The following is a 19,955-nucleotide window of genomic DNA, read 5'->3' on the forward strand; positions in this document are numbered from 1 at the left end:
CGGCGGCCGCCTCAGGTCAGCAGCGCGATATAGAACACGGCCGCGCCGATCAGCGCGCCCACGAAGCAAAAGCCCTCGGGTGGCTCGTCGGTCGTGCGCGAGCGCAGCCACGCCCCCACCACGCCGAAAAACCCCGCGATGCCGAGCGCGACGAACACCATCACGACGTCGAATAGCGCGCTGCGGCCGATCTCGAGGATGTCGACGTGCCTGACCGCGAAATACAGCGCCACGGCCATGATCGACAGCACGACCATCGGCAGCATGACGTGACTGCCCTCGTGACCCACATGACGACCATGAAGCCCTTGCACAGCCGGCCTGGTGATTTTCATGACCCGTCTCCCCCCAGAGCGCCCGAAACCGCACGGGCCTCGATTCGAGCATAGTCCATCGGTCGGGCCGATTCAATGAACGTTTAATAGCGCACACAGGCCCGCAAGAAAATAGTGCGACGGCGCGCCGAGCTTGGCAATCCAGGGTTATGCCGCAGCGCCGCACCGGACCATTGGGCGGCGGTTTGCTTTGGTTCGCTTCATTTGCGCAGTCAGTGCATGAGCCCCGCGGGCTTGCTGCGAGCGCCGAAAGGCGCCTGCGCCGCGCCTTCGCACGCGCTGCTGCGGCGCGCCGACGGGGCACCCGCCCCGCTCCGGCACGAACATTGCGCTGCCGGTAGAATGCCTCGGATGCGCGAGCCAGTGCGTCGGCACGAATCCCCTCGCGGGCCATGCAACACGCGCCGCCTGCCCCGCACAAGCCGCCCGCGCGTTGCGGTGCAACGTATGTCCGCGCCCGCGCTTCCCATTGCGTTGCCCCAGTTTCCCGAGCTCACCATCGGCCCGACATGCCCCGACTCTCCTTTCTGGTCCGCTTCATTTCCATAGGCGTGCTATTGCACCTCTATGTCGGCTTCCGGCTGATTCCCGATCTGCCCGTGCCCGCCGCGGGCAAATGGCTCGCCGCGCTGTGGCTCGTGCTGTCCGTGCTGGTGATTCCGCCCGGCATGCTCGCGCGCCGCATCAAGCGTCAGCCGCTCGGCGACCGCCTCGCATGGGCCGGCATGCTCGCGATGGGATTCTTCTCGTCGCTGCTCATGCTCACGATCGTGCGCGACCTCGTGCTCGCCTCGCTCATGACGGTCGCTTCGATCTGGCCGCGCGCCGTCGATCTCGCGAGCTGGCGCACGGGTAGCGCCGCGGCCGTCGTCGTGCTCGCGTTCTGCTCGACCGGGTTCGGCTTTTTCAACGCCCGGCGGCGCGCACGCGTGCGCAGCGTCGACGTGCCGATCCGCGGGCTGCCTGCCGCGCTCGACGGCTTCACGATCGTGCAGCTAAGCGACATCCACGTGGGGCCCACCATCAAGCACGATTACGTCGATGCGATCGTGCGCGCCGTGAACCAGCTCGACGCCGACGTAGTGGCCATCACGGGCGACGTGGTGGACGGCAGCGTGCAGCATCTCTCGAATCACACGGCGCCGCTCGGACGGCTCGCATCGCATCATGGCGTCTACCTCGTCACCGGCAATCACGAGTACTACTCGGGCGCCGACGCCTGGGTCGCCGAGTTCCGGCGCATCGGCCTCACGGTGCTGATGAATCAGCACGTGGTGATCGAGCACGATGGCGCGCGGCTCGTGCTCGCGGGCGTGACCGATTACACGGGCGGCAACTTCGATCCCGCGCACCGCAGCGATCCGCAGGGCGCCCTGCGCGGCGCGCCCGCCGACGTGAACACGCGCGTCCTGCTCGCCCATCAGCCGCGCACCGCGCATGCCGCCGCCGACGCGGGCTACACGCTGCAGCTCTCGGGCCACACGCATGGCGGCCAGATCTTCCCGTGGAATTTTCTCGTGCGGCTCCAGCAGCCGTTCACGGCGGGCCTCGAAAAACTCGGCAGCCTGTGGGTCTACACGAGCCGCGGCACCGGCTACTGGGGGCCGCCCAAGCGGCTCGGCGCACCTTCGGAGATTACGCGCGTGCGGCTCGTCGGCGCGCGTTGAACTGGCCGCCTGATTCCGCCGCCATAGCCGTTGCGCGCGCAACCAGATCACGCCCGCAGCGCCGCAGAATGCCCCCTGCTTCGCGCCTCGCGAAAAACGCCGCTGCCCATGTGACACCGGCGGCGCGCAGCCTGCCGCCAGCGGCTCGCGCGAGGCCGTATCATGAACGGCAATCACGCCACCCGTTCGCACGGGTTTGCGCTTGCCCGGAACCCAAAGGAATCGATCGCCCATGGACGGCAACAAGCACCTCCACCAGAGCGCGTTCTATCTGCTGCTCTTCGTCGTCTCCATCGCGCTGTGCTTCGTGCTCGCGCCGTTCTTCAGCACCGTGCTGTGGGGCGCGATACTCGCGCTGATCTTCCAGCCCGTGCAGCGCCGCATCGTCGCGCGCCTCGGGCGGCGGCGCAATCTCGCCGCGTTCATCACGCTGATGATCTGTCTCGTCATCGTGATCTTCCCGCTCACGCTCGTGGCCGGTACGCTGATCCAGCAGGTCGGCTATGCGTATGCACAGGTGCGCTCGGGCAGTCTCGACGTCGGCGCCTACTTCAGCCAGATCGTGCATGCGCTGCCGCAGTCGGTGCAAAACCTGCTCGCGCGCTACGACCTGATGGACCTGCCCGGCCTCCAGCAGCGTCTTTCGGCGGCCGCCGCGCAAATCAGCCAGTTCCTCGCCACGCGCGCGCTGAGCGTCGGGCAAATCACAGTGCAGGTCATGGTGAGCTTCTGCGTGATGCTCTACATGTTCTTCTTCCTCCTGCGCGACGGCCGCGAGATTTCGCGGCTCGTACGCGATGCGATCCCGCTCGACGAACTGCACAAGCAGCATCTGATCCGCAAGTTCACGACCGTGATCCGCGCGACCGTGAAGGGCAATGTGGCCGTGGCGTTCGTGCAGGGCGCGCTGGGCGGCATTGCGCTCGCGGTGCTGGGCATTCAGGGCGCGCTGCTGTGGGGCTTCGTGATGATGCTGCTCTCGCTGCTGCCCGCGGTGGGCGCCGCGCTCGTGTGGGTGCCCATCGCCATCTACTTCATCTCGACGGGCGCGCTCGCCAAGGGCATCGGTCTCGTGCTGTTCGGCACGCTCGTGATCGGCACCGTGGACAACGTGCTGCGTCCCGTGCTGGTGGGCAAGGACACTCGCCTGCCCGACTGGGTCGTGCTGATCTCGACGCTAGGCGGCATCTCGCTCATGGGCATCAATGGCTTCGTGATCGGGCCGCTGATTGCCGCGCTCTTCATCAGCTGCTGGGATCTGCTGCGCCGCGACCAGCACCAGCACCACGACGACGCCGCCGGCCAGCAAGCGGACGACGACCTGGTCTAGGGGCACGCGCTCAGGACGAGATGTGCAGCGGCAGTCCCGCGCGCCCCTGGTGCGCGAGCTCGGGCACCACGGGCGCGGCGCTCGCCGCGTCGCCGCCCTGCGCAGCCACCGAGAAGCCGAACGTATTGACACCGTTCGCACTCCGCACGAATACCGTGCCGCCGTGCATCTCCGCCACGGCCTTGACGATGGAAAGCCCGAGGCCGTGGTTCTCGTGGCTATTCGAGCGCGCTTCCTGAATGCGGTAGAAGCGGTCGAAAATATGCTCGCGCACGACCGGATCGAGCGGCTCGCCGGGATTCGACACGGCAATCTCGACATGGCCGTTCTGCGGCGCGATGGTCGCCTGCAGCAAGGTCCCCGGCGGCGAGTGCTGGATCGCGTTCACGAACAGATTGCTCACCGCGCGGCCGATCAGCGAGGTGTTCACCCACGCGCGCGCATCGCCCTGCACCTGCACGGTCAATTGCGCTTCTTCGAGCGGCATCTCGAGGAACTCCAGCATGCGCTCGACTTCGGCGCGCAACGAGATCTCCGTGAGTTCGGTCGCACGCTCGCCGCGGTCGCTGCGCGAGAGGAACAGCATGTCGTTGACGATCACGCGCAATCGTTCGAATTCCTCAAGATTCGACTGGAGCGTCTGCTGCAACTGCTCGACCGAGCGGTCGCGCGTGAGCGCCACCTGGGTCTGGCCGATCAGGATGCTCACGGGCGTGCGCAGCTCGTGCGCGACGTCGGCGTTAAACGATTCGAGGCGCTCGTAGGCTTTGTCGAGCCGCTCCAGCGCGCCGTTGAATGAGGTGGCGAGTTCGTGAAGCTCCTCGGGCAGCTCGCCCGAGTGCAGGCGCTGGCGGCGGTTCGAGGGACTCAGTTGCGCGGCCTCGCGCGAGAGCCGCGTGAGCGGCGCGAGACCGAAGCGCGTGACCGCGCGGCTCAGGAGCGCCACCGCGATGGTCGAGAGCGCGATCAGCGCGCCCAGCGCGATGCCGAAGTGCCGCAGCATGCTTTCGGTACGCACGCAGTCGCTCGCCACCACGAGCTTCACCTCGGGCCGGTCGCCGCTCGCGGGCACCATCATGCTCGTGACGATCAGATCGTAATTGCAGCCCGCGGGCCGCACGAGCGGATGATTCGGCCCGACGTTGCCCATGATCTTGCCGACGATGGGCGCGCCGAAGCGAAAGCGCGGGTCGGGGCCTTCGACGTAATAATGCATGCGGCTATCAGAGGGCGAAAGATCGCGCAGCTTCTCCTGCACGAAGGCCCATTTCTTGACGTCCGGTGCATGCGCAACGATCAGGCCCGCGATGCGCGCGCGCGTGTCGAGCGTTTCGCGCAGCTCGTTAAAGAGCTGGTGCTGCATCAGCAGAAAGAGCCCCGCGCCGGTGAGCGTGAACACGATCAACGACACCGCTGCGAACATCGCCGAAAGCCGCAGCGAGATCGAGCGCTTCATGATGCCGGGCCTCCGTCCTCGCGCACGTCGCGCGCGTCGCGCATTTCGAGCACGTAGCCCATGCCGCGTATCGTATGCAGCAGCTTGGCCGCGTGCGGGCCGTCGAGCTTCGCGCGCAGCCGCTTGATGGCCGTCTCCACCACATTGGCATTGCTCTCGAAGTTCACGTCCCACACGAGCTCGGTGATGAGCGTCTTCGAGAGAATCTCGCCGCGCCGCCGCGCGAGCACCGAAAGCAGCTGAAACTCCTTGGCCGTGAGGTCGAGCCGCACGCCGTCGCGCGTCGCGCGGCGGCTGATGAGGTCCACCTGCAAGTCGCCCACGGAAATGAGCGTGGATTCCTGGGCGCGTGCGCGGCGCGTGAGCGCGCGCAGCCGCTCGACCAGTTCGAGGAACGAGAACGGCTTGGTCAGATAGTCGTCGGCGCCGTCGCGCAGGCCATGCACGCGGTCGTCCACGCGGTCGCGCGCGGTCAGCATGATGACGGGCGTTTCCTTCTTCGCGCGCACCGCGCGCAGCACGCCGAAGCCGTCGAGCTTCGGCAGCATCACGTCGAGCACGATCACGTCGAAGTCGTACTCGGTCGCCATCCATGCGCCCTCTTCGCCGTCCATCGCGACGTCGACCACCCAGCCCTGCTCGCTCAACCCGCTGCGCAGGTAGTCCACGACCTTGCGCTCGTCTTCGATCACCAATACTTTCATTATCATCCTCCCGGCGTTGCGTCCGCCCGCACCTCGCGGCAAGTGCCGGCACTGCAGGCGAGCGCGCGCTCGTCCGCGCTCCAGCCGCCGCCCAGCGCCTTCGCCAGATAGACCACGGTCGCCGCCTGCTGTCCGTGAATCTGCACCTCCTGGCGCTCGCTGGCAAGCAATTGCTGCTCAGAGTTGAGCACGTCGATGAACGCCACGAGGCCGCCCTGGTAGCGGTCGCTGGCGAGATCGAAGGACTTGCGCGCGTCGTCCACGGCGGCCTGGCCGTTCGCCGCCGCGCGGTCGAGCACCGAAAGCCCCGTCACCGCATTTTGCACCTCCTGGAAGGCGGTGAGCACTGTCTGCCGATACGAAGCCTGTGCCGACTCGTAGCCCGCCTGCGCATAGTCGACGCCGGCCGCGCGCTTGCCGCCGTCGAACAGCAGCTCGCCCGCCGTCGCGCCGAGCGACCACATCAGGCTCGGCGCCGTGAAAAGATTGCCGAAGCGCGTGGATTCCCAGCCCAGCGTGGGCGAGAGCGTGATGTCGGGGAAATACGCCGAGCGCGCCACGCCGATCTGCGCATTGGCCGCGGCCATCGCGCGCTCCGCCGAGGCCACGTCGGGACGCCGCTGCAGCAGCTCGCTCGGCAGGGCCGCCGGCAGCACGGGCGCGGGCAGCGGCGTAACCTGCGGCGCGAGCGCGAACTCGGGCGCGGGCTTGCCGATCAGCACGGCAATGGCGTGCTCGTCCTGCTGGCGTTGGTTGTCGAGCAATTGAAGCTGGGTCTGCGTGGCGTCGAGCTGCGCCTTCTGCTGCAGCAGTTCGAGGCCCGAGACCGCGCCCAGATCGTGTTGCGCGTTCACGAAATCGAGCGCCTTTTGCTGCAGCGCCACCGAGCGGTTCACCACGTCGACTTCGTCGTCGAGCTCGCGCAGCGCGAAGTAATCGGTCGCCAGCTCCGCGGTGAGCACGAGGCGCGCATTGGCGAGATCGTCGCCGGCCTGCTGCGCCGAGGCCTGCGCCGACTCCACCATGCGCCGGATGCGCCCGAACAGGTCGAGCTCGTAGCTGATGGTCGGCCCCACGGCGACGTCGTTCTGCACGGTCGACATGTTCGGCGTCACGTAGGTCAGCTGCGGACGGTTCGCGGAGACGCGCGCGCGGGCGAGGCTCGCATCCAGCGACACCTGCGGCGCCTGTTGCGAGGACACCGAAGCCAGGGTCGCGCGCGCCTGCTCGTAGTGCGCAACCGCGATGCGCAAGGTCTGGTTTTCTGCGAGCGCCTGGGTTTCCAGGCCGTCCAGCTCCGCGTTGCCGAACACCGCCCACCACTGCGGATCGAGCGGCGCGTGCGAGGGCTGCGCCGCGTGCCAGTACGCGTCGGCGGGGTCGATGCGCCAGGCGGCGGGACTCGCCGTCTGCGGCGCGTGATAGTCGGGGCCGACCGTGCACGCGGCCAGCCCCGCCACGCCGAGCGTGGCGAGCGCCGTGGCCGTCGTGCGCGCACGGCACCGCAGGCCGCGCCTGATGAGCCTTGCGGCGCTCACGTGGTGCCTCGTTGGGCCGCCTGGCTCGCACCCGTAGCCCCGGCAGCGCCGCTCTTGCGCGGCGCGACCACCACGACGCTGTCGCCATCGGCGATCGAGTCGCTCGGGTTCAGCACGACGCGATCGCCCGGATCGAGCCCGCGGCTGATTTCGAGCGTCTGCCCGAGATCCTGGGCGATCTCGACGGGCTTGAGCTTGATCTTGCCTTGCGCGTCCACGACCGCGAGGCGCGGACCTTCCGCGCGAAACAGCAGCGTGTTGCCCGGAACCGTCAGGAGTCCCTTCGAATCGGTTTGCAGCGCCGCCTGCACATAGGCGCCCGGCAGCAACTTGCCGTCGTGATTGGGCAGCGTGATCTCGACCTGCAAGGTGCGCGTGGCCACGTCGATGGCCTGCGCGGTACGCGTGAGCGTGCCGTCGAACGTCACGCCGGGCAGCTCCTGCTCGGTCACGCTCACATGCTGGCCGATGGCCACCTGGTTGGCATAGGTCTGCGGCACGTCGAGATAGAGACGCAACGGATCGGACTGCGCAATCGCGAAGAGCGCGCGCCCGGCGCCACCGTTACCCGCATTCACGAGGTCGCCGATATCGACGTTGCGCTGCGTGATCACGCCCGTGATGGGCGCGACGATACGCTGGAACGACTTCATCTGCTGCAGGCGGCGCACGTTGGCGTCCGCTGCCGCCACGTTCGCCACGTCCTGGTTGTATGCGCCCTGGCGGTCGTCGAGCTCCTGCTGCGAAACCGCATCGCGCTGGCGCAACTGCTGCGCGCGGTCGAACGAGGTCTTCGCGAGCGCGAGCGTCGATGCCGACTGATCGCGCTGGGCCTGCGCCTGCGCGAGCTCCTGGTCGATCTCGGGCGTATCGATATCGGCGAGCAGTTGCCCTTGCTGGACGTGCGCGCCGATATCGGCGTACCACTTGAGCACATAGCCGTTCGCGCGCGAATAGATCGGCGCCTCCACGTAGCCGCGCAGCGTGCCCGGCAGCACGATGCGGCCGTCCGCGCCAGCCGCGACGGGCTGCACGACGCTCACGTACTGCTTCGCGTTCTGCTTCGTGACATCGGCGAGATGATGGGCGTTCATTACGTTGGAGACGATCGTGCGCGCGGCGCCGGCCGCGAGCAGCAACGCGACGATGATCACCGCGATGCGCGCGCGTCTGCCTGCCTGCGCGCGTCCGGGTAGATCCATGCCTTGATCGCCGCCCACGGCGATGTCGAGGGATGAGTGGTGGTGAGGTTCGTTCATGTCTTCGACCAGGAAAGCGTATCCGGTTGGCGCGCGTATGGGCTCGACAAGCTCAACGCGCTCGATGCATTCATTGGCGCGGCGGGCGGCCGCGTTGCGCCTCGCGTTCGCGCCTTGCGTGGGCGCGGCGCGCGAGTCGCGAATGGACCGTCGCAAACATCAGGGGTACGAATAAAAGCGTGGAGACGGTCGCGAACATCAGGCCGCCGATCACTGCGCGCCCGAGCGGCGCGTTCTGCTCCGCGCCTTCGCCGAGGCCCAGCGCCATCGGCACCATGCCGATCATCATCGCGAACGCGGTCATCAGCACCGGACGGATACGCGTGGCGCCCGCCTCCAGCGCGGCCGCGAGCGGCGTCGCGCCTGCGGAGAGGCGCTGGCGCGCGAATGCCACCACGAGAATACTGTTGGCGGTCGCCACGCCCACGGTCATGATCGCGCCCGTGAGCGCGGGCACGCTCAGGTGCGTGCCGGTGATGAACAGCATCCACGCGATGCCCGCGAGCGCGGCCGGCAATGCGCTGATGATGATGAGCGGATCGGCCCACGACTGGAAATTCACGACGATCAGCAGATAGACGAGCACGATCGCCATCGCAATGCCCACGCCCAGGCCCACGAACGAGGTGCGCATGGTGCCGATCTGCCCGCGCATCGTGATGGTCGTGCCGCGCGGCGCGTGTGCCTGCGCGCCCTTGATGAGCGTGTCGATATGCGCGCCCACCGCGCCGAGATCGGTGCCCTCCACGCTCACGAGCAGGTCGATCACCGGACGGATGTTGTAGTGCGTGATGATGGCGGGGCCTTCGTGCGGCTTGAGCTGCACGAGGTTGCTCATGAGCTGCAGCGGCGCCGCCGCGCCGGCCGTTGCCGCGTGCGCGGACACGGGCGTCTCCATCACTTCGTTGAGCGACGCTTCGCGGTATTGCGGCGTCTGCACCGTGAGCGGATATTCCACGCCGGTTTGCGGGCTCACCCAGAAAGCGGGCGCGGTCTGCGAGCTGCCCGAGAGCGCGACCAGCACGTCCTGCGCGACGTTCTGCGGGCTCAGGTTCAGTTGCTGCATGCGCGAGCGGTCCATCGCGAGCATCAGCGCGGGCTCGTCGTCGCGCTGCTCGATGTGCGCATCGACGGCGCCCGGCAACTGGCGCACTTCTTTGAGCAGCGTGCTGGCGACCGCCATGTTCTTCGAGAGGTTCGTTCCCACCACCTGCACGTCGATCGCGGCGGGCTGCCCGAAGTTGAGGATCTGCGTGATGATGTCCGCGGGCTGGAAGAAGAACTCCACGCCCGGAAAGCGCTGCGGCAACAGCGTGCGCAGCTTGTCGATGTAGACGTGCGAGGGCGCGTGGCCGTCCTTGAGCGCGATCTGGATTTCGCCGTCGAGCGTGCCCATCGTGCCCGAGTTGCTATACGAGAGATTGATGCCGCTGTACGGCAGACCGAGATTGTCCACGATGGTCGACAACTGGTCGGGCGGCACGACCGCGCGGATCGTCTGCTCGACTTCGTCGGCGAGGCGCGCCGTCTCCTCGATGCGGTAGCCCGTGGGCGCGCGCATGTGCAGGCGGATATTGCCCGCATCGACCGAGGGGAAGAAGTCGCGGCCGAGGAAGAACACGAGCCCGAGCGAGAGCAGACAGAACGCGAGGAACGTGCTGCCAAAGAAGCGCCGCCGCGCGAGCAGAACGCTCAGGAGCGCGATGTAATTCGCGCGCACGCGTTCGAACGCATGATTGAAGCGCTGATGCACGCGCGCGAACGTCGAGACGCGCGCGCCGTGCTGCGCGTGCGCGCTCGGGTCATGGCCCGTGAAGAGCAGCATCGCGAGCGTGGGCACGAGCGTGCGCGAGAGGACGTACGAGGCGATCATCGCGAACACCACGGCCTCGGCGAGCGGCACGAACAGAAAGCGCGCCACGCCCGTGAGGAAGAACATCGGCACGAATACGATGCATATGCACAGTGTGGAGACGAGCGCCGGCACCGCGATCTCGCCCGCGCCTTCGAGGATGCCTTCATGCAGGTCCGCGCCCAGATGCAGGTGGCGCTCGATGTTCTCGATGGTGACCGTGGCGTCGTCCACGAGGATGCCCACCGCGAGCGCGAGGCCGCCGAGCGTCATGATGTTGATCGTTTCGCCGAGCGCGTAGAGCGCGATGATCGAGGCGAGAATCGAGAGCGGAATCGACACCGCAATGATGAGCGTGCTGCGCCAGTTGCCGAGAAACAGCAGGATCATCGCGGCCGTGAGCGCGGCGGCGATGAGCGCCTCGCGCACCACGCCCTGCACCGCCGCCGACACGAACACCGACTGGTCGAACAGCGGCTTGATGACGAGGTCCGCGGGCAGCGTGTCTCGCACTCTCGGCAGCAGGTTTTTCAGCGCGTTCACCACTTGCAGCGTGGACGCATCGCCGCTCTTGAGGATCGACATGAGCACGCCGCGCTGGCCGTCCTGGCGCACCACGTTGGTCTGCGGCGTGAAGCCGTCACGCACGTGCGCGACGTCGCCGAGATAGGTGGTCGCGCCGTTGACGGTCTGCACCGGAATGCGGTTCAGGCCCGCGATGGTGTCGGGCGATGCGTTGGTGTCCACGCGGTACTCGGTTTGTCCGAGCTTGGCCGTGCCGGTCGGCAGGATCAGGTTCTGCGCGTTGACGGCGTTCACGATATCGGCGGGCGTGAGGCCCTTCGAAATGAGCGCGTGCGTGTCGATATCCACGGAAATCACACGCGTCTTGCCGCCATACGGATAGGGCACCTGCGCGCCCGGAATCGTGATGAGCTGCGGACGCAGGAAGTTCATCGCGACGTCGGCGAGCGCCTGCTCGCTCATCGACTTGCTGGAGAGCCCGAGCTGGATCACCGGAATGCTCGACGCCGAATAGCTGATCACGAGCGGCGGCGTGGCGCCGGGCGGCATCTGCCGCAGCTGCGCCTGCTCGAAAGCGACGGCCTGGGCGATGGCCGACTGCTGGTTCGCGCCCGGCTGCAGGAACAGCTTGATGATGGCGATGCCGGGCAGCGACTGCGATTCGATGTGCTCGATGTTGCTGACCGTGGTGGTCAGGCCGCGCTCGTTGACCGAGGTGATGCGATCGGCCATGTCCTGCGCGGAAAAGCCCGTGTACGACCAGATGATGCTGATGACGGGGATGTTGATGTTCGGCAGCACGTCGGTGGCCATCGACATCAGCACGAACGGCGTGGCCAGCACGATCAGGATGGCCATCACGATGAACGTGTAGGGCCGCTTCAGCGCGAGGTTGACGATCCACATGAGGCGGTTTCGGGCAATTCAGGCGAGGGGTGAAGACGCTCGACGCATCGGTGGGCATCGATAAAAGGGTCCCGCATCATAGGCAATCGTGGTGGCCGCGCGCTGGCGCGAAGATGGCAAAACGGACAGGCACGTGCGCTTCCTGGAACGGCTCAGTTCACGAGCCGCAGGTGCTCGACTTCATGCGCGTCATGAGACTGGCGCGCTTCGCGCAGACGCGTGCGGGCCGGGGCGCGCTGGCGTTGCGACACATCGCAGGCCGCGAGCGACGCTTCCTGCTCGGCGAGCACGGCCGGCACCTTCTCGCGCAGGAACTCCACGAAGGTGCGGATCTTCGCGTCCAGATAGCGGCGCGACGCGTAGAGCGCGTAGATGTTGAGCTTTTGCAGACGATGCGTGGGGAGCACGCGCACCAGCGTGCCGTCGGCGAGGCCCGGCAGCGCCACGGGCACCGGCAGCGGGCCGATGCCCATGCCCTCGCGGATGGCCAGCGCGAGCGCTTCGGGATTGTTCACCTGGAACGGCGTCACGCCGGTATGGCGGAACGTTTCGCCGCGCGGCCCTTCCGAGACCCATTGGCCCACGGGCAAGCTCGCATCGGTCAGGTGCAGGCAGGTATGCGTATCGAGATCGTCGAACGAGCGCGGCTCGCCGCGCGAGCGCAAATACGTGGGCGACGCGCACAGAATGGCCGCGGTGCTGCCCAGGTGCTGCGAGATCAGCGCGGAATCCTCGAGCTCGTCGGCCACCACCACGGCCACGTCGAAGCCTTCCTCGATGATATCGGGCATCTCCTGCGCGATGGTCAGGTCGACGGCCACATCGGGCAGATGCTGCTGGTAGCGCGCGATCAGCGGCATCACATAGTGCTGGCCGAAGCTCGTGCCGCCATAGACGCGCAGCTTGCCCGCCGGGTTCGCCTGCGCGGCGGCGGCTTCGGCCTCCGCCTGTTCGATGTCGGCGAGAATGCGCTTGCAGCTTTGCAGGTAGCGCTCGCCCGCTTCGGTCAGCGACATGCGCCGCGTGGTCCGGTTCAGAAGACGCGCGCGCAGGCGCGACTCCAGATCGGTCACGGCGCGCGAAACCTGCGCCGTCGTCATCGTCTCGTTCGAGGCGGCGCGCGTGAAGCTGCCCGACTCCACCACCCTCACGAAGATCCGCATGTTGCGCAGTGTATCCATCAGCGACTCCTGGCCCATTCCATCATCAATAGAGCCAGTCTCGCCTAAAGGCCGTGGCTCCATGCTGACCCGTACATGGCAGTCGCGCCAGCTTGGCGAGCCGCCCGCTCCCGCGTATGATCCACGGCGCTATCCGCACTGTGGATGGCACCACGCGTCACCCCTGTCGCGCATCCCGCGTGCCGCTTTCATGACGGAACGATGACTTACGAATTCGCCTTGCGCCTTCTCGCGGCGTTCGCCTGCGGCGTCGCCATCGGACTGGAACGCCAGATGCGCCAGCGTACGGCGGGCCTGCGCACCATCACGCTCGTCGCCAGCGGCGCGTGCCTGTTCGTCACGCTCGGCGTGCTCACGGGCAACGGCACCAGCGGCGTCACGCAGATCGCGGCCTATGTGGTCTCGGGCGTGGGCTTTCTGGGCGGCGGCGTGATCATGCGCGACAAGGGCTCCATTCAGGGCATCAACACCGCCGCGACGCTATGGTGCTCGGCCGCCGTGGGCGTGCTGTGCGGCGCGGGCCACTATGTCCCGGCCCTCGCCGGCACGGGCGTGGTCCTGCTCACCAACACCGTGCTGCGCGAGGTGAGCCGCATCATCAATCAGGCGCCGGTCTCCAACGCCGATCTCGTGAGCGTCTACGTACTCACCGTGGTGTGCCGCGAAGAAGACGAGGTCCACATTCGCACCGTGCTCTCGAACTCGATGTACTCCACGCCACTCTCGTTTCAGAGCCTCACGAGCGAAGACCTGCCGGGCGATCCGCCGCGCCTGCGCGTCACGGCGACCTTGCGCCTGCATCCGAAATATCAGCCCAAGCTCGAGCTCATGGCGAGCCGCCTGAGCATGGAAAAAGGCGTTTCGAGCGTGAGCTGGACCGCCGCGGAAACCGAGGTTGCGCCCGAGTGACGGCGCGCGCCTTCGTCATTGCCACGCATTCCTTACGAATTCATTTCATCGCCGTTGCAATTTTTGCAACGCCGCGCGGCAGGCTACAAGAAATGTCAATTCTGGCCGCGTTTCATGGACTCGACCCCAACCTTGGACTAAGCTCCAGTTCACCGTGATTTCTTCACACCAACGAGGGGGGTTCTCCATATGCAACACGGCATCATCGCGTGGCTTATCATCGGCGCAGTCGCCGGCTGGCTCGCCGGAGTGCTCGTCAAGGGCGGCGGCTTCGGCTTGATCGTCGATATCATCGTCGGGATCGTCGGGGCATTCATCGGCGGCTGGCTTGCGGGCCTGCTCGGGATCCATATCGGCGGCGGCATGATCAGCTCGATCATCACCGCCATCATCGGCGCGGTCATCCTGCTCTTCATCATCAGGCTGTTCCGAAGAGCGTAGCGATTCGAGGCCATTAAAGAAAAAGCGGGAGCACCGTCACCGGTGCTCCCGCTTTTTTTATCGGCGCGCGGCTTTCGCCGCGTGCATGTTTCGCGCTGGTGCGATCGGCTGTTTTATCAGCCGTTCACGACGAGGCCGCCCGTCTCCGCCGGCAGCATCGAGCCGGTCTGGTTGAAGCGCAGATGCATCTCGTACGCCTTGGCGAGATCGTGCGGCGTCTGGCCGCCGATCTTCAACGCATCGCGATAGTAGTCGCCCAGCAGATCGCGATAGAGCGGATGCGCGCAGCGCTCGATGATCAGCTTCGCGCGCTCGCGCGGCGCGAGGCCGCGCAGGTCGGCAAGACCTTGCTCGGTGACGATCACGTCCACGTCGTGCTCGTTGTGATCGACGTGCGGCACCATCGGCACGATGCTGGAGATGCGGCCGTCCTTCGCGATGGCCTTGGTCGCGAAGATCGCGCACGAGGCATTGCGCGCGAAATCGCCCGAGCCGCCAATGCCGTTCATCATGTGCGTGCCGCCCACGTGCGTGGAATTCACGTTGCCGTAGATGTCGCATTCGAGCGCCGTGTTCAGCGCGATGAGACCCAGGCGGCGAATCACTTCCGGATGGTTGCTCACTTCCTGCGGACGCAGCACGAGCTTGTCGCGATAGCGGTCGAGCTCGGCGAGCACCTGTGCCTGGCGCGGCGCGGAGAGCGTCATGGAGGCGCCCGAGGCGAACACCATCTTGCCCGCATCGATAAGGTCGAAGGTGGAGTCCTGAAGTACTTCGGAGTACATCGTAAGTGCTTCGAACGGCGAGTTCACGAAGCCCGACAGCACCGCATTCGCGATCGTGCCGATACCGGCCTGCAGCGGCGGCAATTGCGCGCTCATGCGCCCATGCTTCACTTCGTGCTGGAGGAACTCGATGAGGTGGCCCGCGATGCGCGCCGTTTCTTCGTCGGCGGGCAGCACGGTCGAGGGGCTGTCGGCCTCGTTCGTGATAACGATGGCGGCGATCTTCTCGGCCGGAATGTCGATGATGGACGTGCCCACGCGGTCATGCGGGCTCACGATGGGCAGCGGGTCGCGATGCGGACGGCGGCCCGGAATCCATACGTCGTGCAGACCTTCGAGCGCGAGCGGCTGGGCGAGATTGAGTTCGACGATCACTTTCTCCGCGAGGATCGCGAAGCTCGCCGAATTGCCGACCGAAGTCGTGGGGACGATGCCGCCCGTCTCGGTGATCGCGGCGGCTTCGATGATCGCGAGGTCGAGCTTGCCGAGCAGGTTCGCACGCAGCATCTCGACCGTCTCGGAGAGATGCTGGTCCACGAACATGACTTCGCCGCGATTGATGGCCTTGCGCAACGTGGTGTCCACCTGGAACGGCAAGCGGCGCTCGAGCACGCCGGCTTCGGTCAGCATGCGGTCCACGTCGTGGCCGAGCGAGGCGCCCGTCATCAGCGTGATGCGCAGCGGCTCCTTCTCTTCGCGCGCGCGGCGCGCCAGTTCGATGGGCACGGCCTTCGTGTCGCCCGCTCGCGTGAAGCCGCTCGCGCCGACGCGCATGCCGTTGCGCACGAGTTTCGCGGCCTCGGCAGCCGAAGTGATCTTCCCGCGCAATGCGGCACAACGAATACGGTCTTCGTACATCAAAGTCTCCACAAACTCACTGATCGCCAAGTGCCCTTTTCAGGTCTCGCTTCGGCGGCCTTGCATTACGGCATTTGCAATACAGCTTTGCAGCCACAATGCGCAAAGCCGCGGGACCTCTTACGAAGGCGCCGCGGCAAGGAATTCAAGCTTGCGCCTCGCTCATGATGGCGGGCGGTCACTCGATCTCAGCTACCGAAATAAAGGTTGCAAAAGCTGACCGGACCGACGCATTCGTCTTTCTTTTCCGGCTTTGCGATCTGATTGGCGGGCGCCTGCGCAGCCGGCTGGGCTGCGCTTTGCGCGACCTGCTGAGGGACGCTCGCTGCCGGTGCTTCGTTCTGTGCATAAGCAGCGGCGGCGGCAAACAGCGAACAGGCAACAACAGCGATCTTCAGGGACTTCATTTTACTCTCCAGTGCTAACGGGTACTGCGAAGCAGTGATGTGACTATATGACCGAGGCCAGGAATGATTAAGAGGGCGGGGTGGAAGGCATATTTCCAGACTGCGGCAAGATCGCGCACGAGCGCTTTGCGCAACCGTCGCTTCAAGGTGTTCCCTGAGGCAACGAATGACCGCGCGAGTAACGGCGCGCATGGCGGCGTCGTGCCTGACGCGACAGCGCGCCGAGCGGCGCATCGCGGTCGATCAGCGCGCTGCGGATGAAATGCAGATGGCTCAGGAGCCGCTGCACGTCGTGCCTGCGCTCGCGGTCGTGGTGAACGCCGGGAAGCGCTTCCTGAGCGATCCAGGTGGCCGCACGCACCGACGAGAGCGCACGCTCCTGTTGCGCCGCGCCGGGGCTCTCGAAAAGGCGCGCGATATCGTCGAGCACCTGATCGAAACTCGCCGACCATCTGGGCTCGGCAGCATCGAGCCACGTGGCCGCCCGCGCTTCGTGGCGCAAGTCGATCACGGCGTGCCCCACTTCGAGCGTGATCAGCATCCAGCGCAGCGCGCGCCGGTGTGCCTGCTGGCGGCCGTTGAGCAGCAGCCGCAGCTGATGCATCAGGTCATGCGTACCGGACTGGAATTGCTGGCCGAGGCCTGGCAGCTCGCCGCGGCAGGCCAGTTCGACTTGAGCGCGCAGCGCGACGCGCATGCGCTCGACGAGCCAGTTCATGTGCGGGGGAAAGACCACCGCGAACGCGAGCGCGGCCACGACCATCGCCGCGACGACTGCAATGCCGTTGTTGATCAGCAGATCGGGCGTGTAGGCGATCACGTTGTCGGGGCCCGCGAGCAGACAGAAAAACACCGAGAACCCGACCCCGAAACCGGCGATCCGTGGCCGCGTCGCGAAGAACGCGCCCAGCGCGAGCACCGGTGCGAGCGCGGCGCAGAGCAGCGGGAAGCCGTCGACGTTCGGATACACGTAGCAGGTGAGCAGATAGCCGACGACGGCCGCACAACCGGCGCCCGCGGCCATCTGGAAAGCCATGCGCGTGGCGCGTGGCGCCGACGAGGTGAGCGCGCAGGTCAGCGCGGCGGCGATCATCGCGAGGCCGCCGCTCGGCCAGTCGGTCTCCACCCAGAACCAGCCCAGCGCGGCCACCACCACGGCGGTGCGCATGAAGGTGAACGCCACGACGTACCAGCTCGTGCGCGGCACATAGCGCGTGATGCGCGGCTCGGGCGGCAGACCGGCCTGCGTGAGCGATGCCCACGTGCTGCTGTAGCGGCCAATCTCGCTCGTGAAGCGATAGATCAGCTCGGCGGAGGTATCGAAGTCCTGCAGCGCATCGGGCCCAGCCGCCTCGAGCGGCCGGCGCGTCTCGCGCACGTGACGCGGTAGCGTGCGCTTGAACGCCTCCAGGTCTTGCGCGATCCGCAGTGCATACGCACGATCGGTCTCGCCTTGACGAGGACGTTGCGCGAGCAGCGTCGCAAGCTCGCTGAAATACGGCGCAAGCGGCGCGATGGTTTCGTCGCTCCAGCGCAGACGCTTCTTCAACTGACGCAGCGCATGCAGGCGCGCGCAAACGTCCATGAACTCGCTGTTCAGGCGCGCGAGCAGCTGGCTGCGCGAGCGCATGGTCGGGTCCTCGAAAAATGAGAAAGCGCGCGTGGCCTCAAAGCCGACGATCTCATCGACGAGCTTCGCGAATCGCCCTTCAAATGCGCCTCTTTCGAGTCCACCGGACAGCACAAGCGCTGCGAACGCAGTAAAATCAAGATAGCGAGCGCGCAAGGTGCGTTCGAGCACCGAGCCCGACTGCCGGGGCACGATAACGGCACTGACCACCCCGGAGCACAGAATCCCGACCGCCACTTCGGCCCCGCGCCCAAGCGCGGCGAGAAAGAGTCCGTTGGGCTGCATCACGAGCGGAATGCCGATCAGCGCAGCGGTATAGCCTGCCAGCACGAAAGCGTACCAACGAAAATGGCGATTGCGCATGGCGGCCGCGGTACACGCGGCCACCCATCCCGTCATCCCGAGTATGTAGAGTTCGGGCTGCTGGATGAACACGGCCCCCAGCACCACCGCCGCGACCATGCCCACCGCGGTGCCCACGATGCGGTAGACGCTCTTCGCGAACACCATGCCCGAGAGCGGCTGCATCAGCACGAACACTGTCGTCATCGCAATGCGCGGCTGAGGCAGGTCGAGCAGCATCGAAATGCCCATCGCGAGCAATCCCGCAGCCACCGTTTTCAGCAGATGCAGCCAGATCGCACCACTGCTGCCCTGCCAGTCTCTCAAGCCGCGCCGCGCGGCTCGCCATATGATTTCGGCGCGACGACGCGGGTCGATCGCTCGATGTATCGCTGGCTGGCGGTTCATTTAAAACGCACTACGTCCGGATTGTTACGAAGAAAGGCGCTGCGGATGCAGTGGCTCGGTAACGAAGTTGCATGAGACCAGAAAGCACTGAAGCGCAAACTCTGGTCGACAGGCGCCGATTGTAGGAGCGTCAGTTGAGCGAATTAACGGGACGGGCGGGGAACGTCCGTTCCAGATCACTCAACAATGTCGGGGTCCGCAAGGCGGACAATATTGTTTTCGTACCGAACAAGAAGTTCTTAAAGAAGGTCTGATGGATACGCTACAAAATATGCGGGTGTTTGTCCGCGTTGTCGAAGCCGGCAGTTTCACCGCCGCGGCCCAGTCGCTCGATTCGACCACGGGCGCGATGTCGCGCGCGGTCTCTGAACTCGAAGCGCATCTGCGTACGCGCCTCTTGAACCGCTCGACGCGCCGACTCGCGCTCACGCCCGCCGGCGAACGTTATCTGAAACGCTGCTCGCAAATTCTCGCGGACGTCGACAGCGCCGAAGAAGAAGCCAGTTGCGCCCACGAGCGCCCCGCGGGTGCATTGCGTATGCACAGTTTCGCGAGCATCGGGCAACAGTACGTGCTGCCCGCAATTTCGCGTTACCGTGCTTTGCACCCCGAAGTAACGGTCGAGCTTACGCTCTCCCAACGCATGCCCGATCTGTTCGAAGGCAGCAGCGACGTCTCGGTGGTGACTGCGGCTTCATTGCCGAATTCCGATCTCGTCTCGCATCAACTAGGTTCGTCGTGCAGCATCCTGTGTGCGTCGCCGGCCTACGTGCATACGCACGGCGCACCGCGCACGCCGGCGGATCTCGCGCATCACGACTGCCTGATCCTCAAGACGCCGACGGCGCCCGCGCACGAATGGGTGCTCGAAGGTCCTGAAGGAAGCGTCGAGATGCAGGTGGACGGTCCGGTACAGGTGAATATTGCAGAGTCGCTAGCGGTAGCGATTCGCGAAGGAATGGGCATCGGCATGCTGCCGGTGTATGCGGCAATAGAAGGTCTGCGCAACGGCACGCTCGTGCGCGTGCTGCCCCAGCACATCCTGCAGAAGAACCATGTGTATGCGCTGTATCCGTCGCGCAAGTTCGTGGATGCAAAAACGAAGACCTGGGTGGAATTCCTGCGCGCGCATCTCCCGCAGGTAATCGCTCGCGATATGGCGTTGCTCGAAGAGCTCACGCAGGAGCAGCTCGCAGACGCCGCCGCGATTTCGGCACCCGATGTGCTCGCGGCAACGCAGAAGGCGAAAGCTACGCATTGAAACCCGGCCCGCGGTAGTTCTGAGGCCGAATGCAAAACAGCCGTCCCTTGGGACGGCTTTTTTTGTGTACGCGACTGGGTGTCTGAGGTGTTTATTGAGCGGGTATTGGTTGCTTGCAGTTCTCCGCTACTTTTCATCCGCGTAAACGCCAGAACCCCGGT

Annotated in this window: 15 protein-coding genes; 5 read left to right on the forward strand and 10 right to left on the reverse strand. The window is 66.0% G+C overall.

Features of this window, described 5'->3' with window-relative positions; genetic code table 11:
- Nucleotides 1-11: 11 nt before the first annotated feature.
- On the reverse strand, nucleotides 12-335 hold the full coding sequence (locus U5775_RS25035; RefSeq protein ID WP_322060784.1) for a hypothetical protein: 324 nt from the start codon (nucleotides 333-335) through the stop codon (nucleotides 12-14).
- A 509-nt stretch (nucleotides 336-844) separates the two neighbouring features.
- Between U5775_RS25035 and U5775_RS25040 the strand changes: the two genes are divergently transcribed.
- Entirely contained in the window at nucleotides 845-2,002 is a 1,158-nt protein-coding gene (locus tag U5775_RS25040) for a metallophosphoesterase (protein WP_322060785.1), read from the forward strand.
- A 232-nt stretch (nucleotides 2,003-2,234) separates the two neighbouring features.
- Nucleotides 2,235-3,332: an AI-2E family transporter gene (locus U5775_RS25045; RefSeq protein WP_322060786.1), complete on the forward strand. Its 1,098-nt coding sequence runs from the start codon at nucleotides 2,235-2,237 to the stop codon at nucleotides 3,330-3,332.
- A gap of 10 nt (nucleotides 3,333-3,342) precedes the next feature.
- On the opposite strand, the gene U5775_RS25050 is transcribed toward U5775_RS25045, so the two are convergent.
- The 6 genes from U5775_RS25050 to U5775_RS25075 all read right to left on the reverse strand — a co-directional run bounded on the left by U5775_RS25050 (nucleotide 3,343) and on the right by U5775_RS25075 (nucleotide 12,753).
- Nucleotides 3,343-4,788 carry a heavy metal sensor histidine kinase gene (locus U5775_RS25050; RefSeq protein ID WP_322060787.1) on the reverse strand — a complete coding sequence of 482 codons (1,446 nt, stop codon included), beginning with the start codon at nucleotides 4,786-4,788 and terminating at the stop codon, nucleotides 3,343-3,345.
- Nucleotides 4,785-5,492 carry a heavy metal response regulator transcription factor gene (locus U5775_RS25055; RefSeq protein WP_322060788.1) on the reverse strand — a complete coding sequence of 236 codons (708 nt, stop codon included), beginning with the start codon at nucleotides 5,490-5,492 and terminating at the stop codon, nucleotides 4,785-4,787. The genes U5775_RS25050 and U5775_RS25055 overlap by 4 nt, the downstream gene beginning before the upstream one ends.
- 2 nt (nucleotides 5,493-5,494) lie before the next feature.
- Entirely contained in the window at nucleotides 5,495-7,030 is a 1,536-nt protein-coding gene (locus U5775_RS25060; protein ID WP_415913647.1) for an efflux transporter outer membrane subunit, read from the reverse strand.
- Complete coding sequence (locus U5775_RS25065; protein ID WP_322060789.1) at nucleotides 7,027-8,289, reverse strand: efflux RND transporter periplasmic adaptor subunit; 1,263 nt, start codon at nucleotides 8,287-8,289, stop codon at nucleotides 7,027-7,029. The genes U5775_RS25060 and U5775_RS25065 overlap by 4 nt, the downstream gene beginning before the upstream one ends.
- Nucleotides 8,290-8,359: 70 nt before the next feature.
- Entirely contained in the window at nucleotides 8,360-11,572 is a 3,213-nt protein-coding gene (locus tag U5775_RS25070) for an efflux RND transporter permease subunit (RefSeq protein WP_322060790.1), read from the reverse strand.
- A gap of 152 nt (nucleotides 11,573-11,724) precedes the next feature.
- Nucleotides 11,725-12,753 carry a LysR family transcriptional regulator gene (locus tag U5775_RS25075; protein ID WP_322060791.1) on the reverse strand — a complete coding sequence of 343 codons (1,029 nt, stop codon included), beginning with the start codon at nucleotides 12,751-12,753 and terminating at the stop codon, nucleotides 11,725-11,727.
- Nucleotides 12,754-12,954: 201 nt separating this feature from the next.
- Between U5775_RS25075 and U5775_RS25080 the strand changes: the two genes are divergently transcribed.
- Nucleotides 12,955-13,662 carry an MgtC/SapB family protein gene (locus tag U5775_RS25080; RefSeq protein WP_322060792.1) on the forward strand — a complete coding sequence of 236 codons (708 nt, stop codon included), beginning with the start codon at nucleotides 12,955-12,957 and terminating at the stop codon, nucleotides 13,660-13,662.
- A gap of 189 nt (nucleotides 13,663-13,851) precedes the next feature.
- On the forward strand, nucleotides 13,852-14,103 hold the full coding sequence (locus tag U5775_RS25085; RefSeq protein ID WP_322060793.1) for a GlsB/YeaQ/YmgE family stress response membrane protein: 252 nt from the start codon (nucleotides 13,852-13,854) through the stop codon (nucleotides 14,101-14,103).
- A gap of 116 nt (nucleotides 14,104-14,219) precedes the next feature.
- Here the strand turns inward: U5775_RS25085 and U5775_RS25090 are convergent, their stop codons facing one another.
- The 3 genes from U5775_RS25090 to U5775_RS25100 form a co-directional block, all read right to left on the reverse strand.
- Nucleotides 14,220-15,746 (reverse strand): acetyl-CoA hydrolase/transferase family protein, encoded by a 1,527-nt coding sequence (locus U5775_RS25090; protein ID WP_322060794.1) that lies wholly within the window; start codon nucleotides 15,744-15,746, stop codon nucleotides 14,220-14,222.
- A 188-nt stretch (nucleotides 15,747-15,934) separates the two neighbouring features.
- Entirely contained in the window at nucleotides 15,935-16,153 is a 219-nt protein-coding gene (locus U5775_RS25095) for a hypothetical protein (RefSeq protein ID WP_322060795.1), read from the reverse strand.
- Nucleotides 16,154-16,295: 142 nt separating this feature from the next.
- Nucleotides 16,296-18,533 (reverse strand): FUSC family protein, encoded by a 2,238-nt coding sequence (locus tag U5775_RS25100; protein ID WP_322060796.1) that lies wholly within the window; start codon nucleotides 18,531-18,533, stop codon nucleotides 16,296-16,298.
- Nucleotides 18,534-18,786: 253 nt separating this feature from the next.
- On the opposite strand from U5775_RS25100, the gene U5775_RS25105 reads away from it, so the two are divergent.
- Entirely contained in the window at nucleotides 18,787-19,794 is a 1,008-nt protein-coding gene (locus U5775_RS25105; protein WP_322060797.1) for a LysR family transcriptional regulator, read from the forward strand.
- The last annotated feature ends 161 nt before the right edge of the window (nucleotides 19,795-19,955 follow it).

The organism is Paraburkholderia sp. J63 (genome assembly GCF_905220245.1).
Lineage (GTDB): Bacteria > Pseudomonadota > Gammaproteobacteria > Burkholderiales > Burkholderiaceae > Paraburkholderia.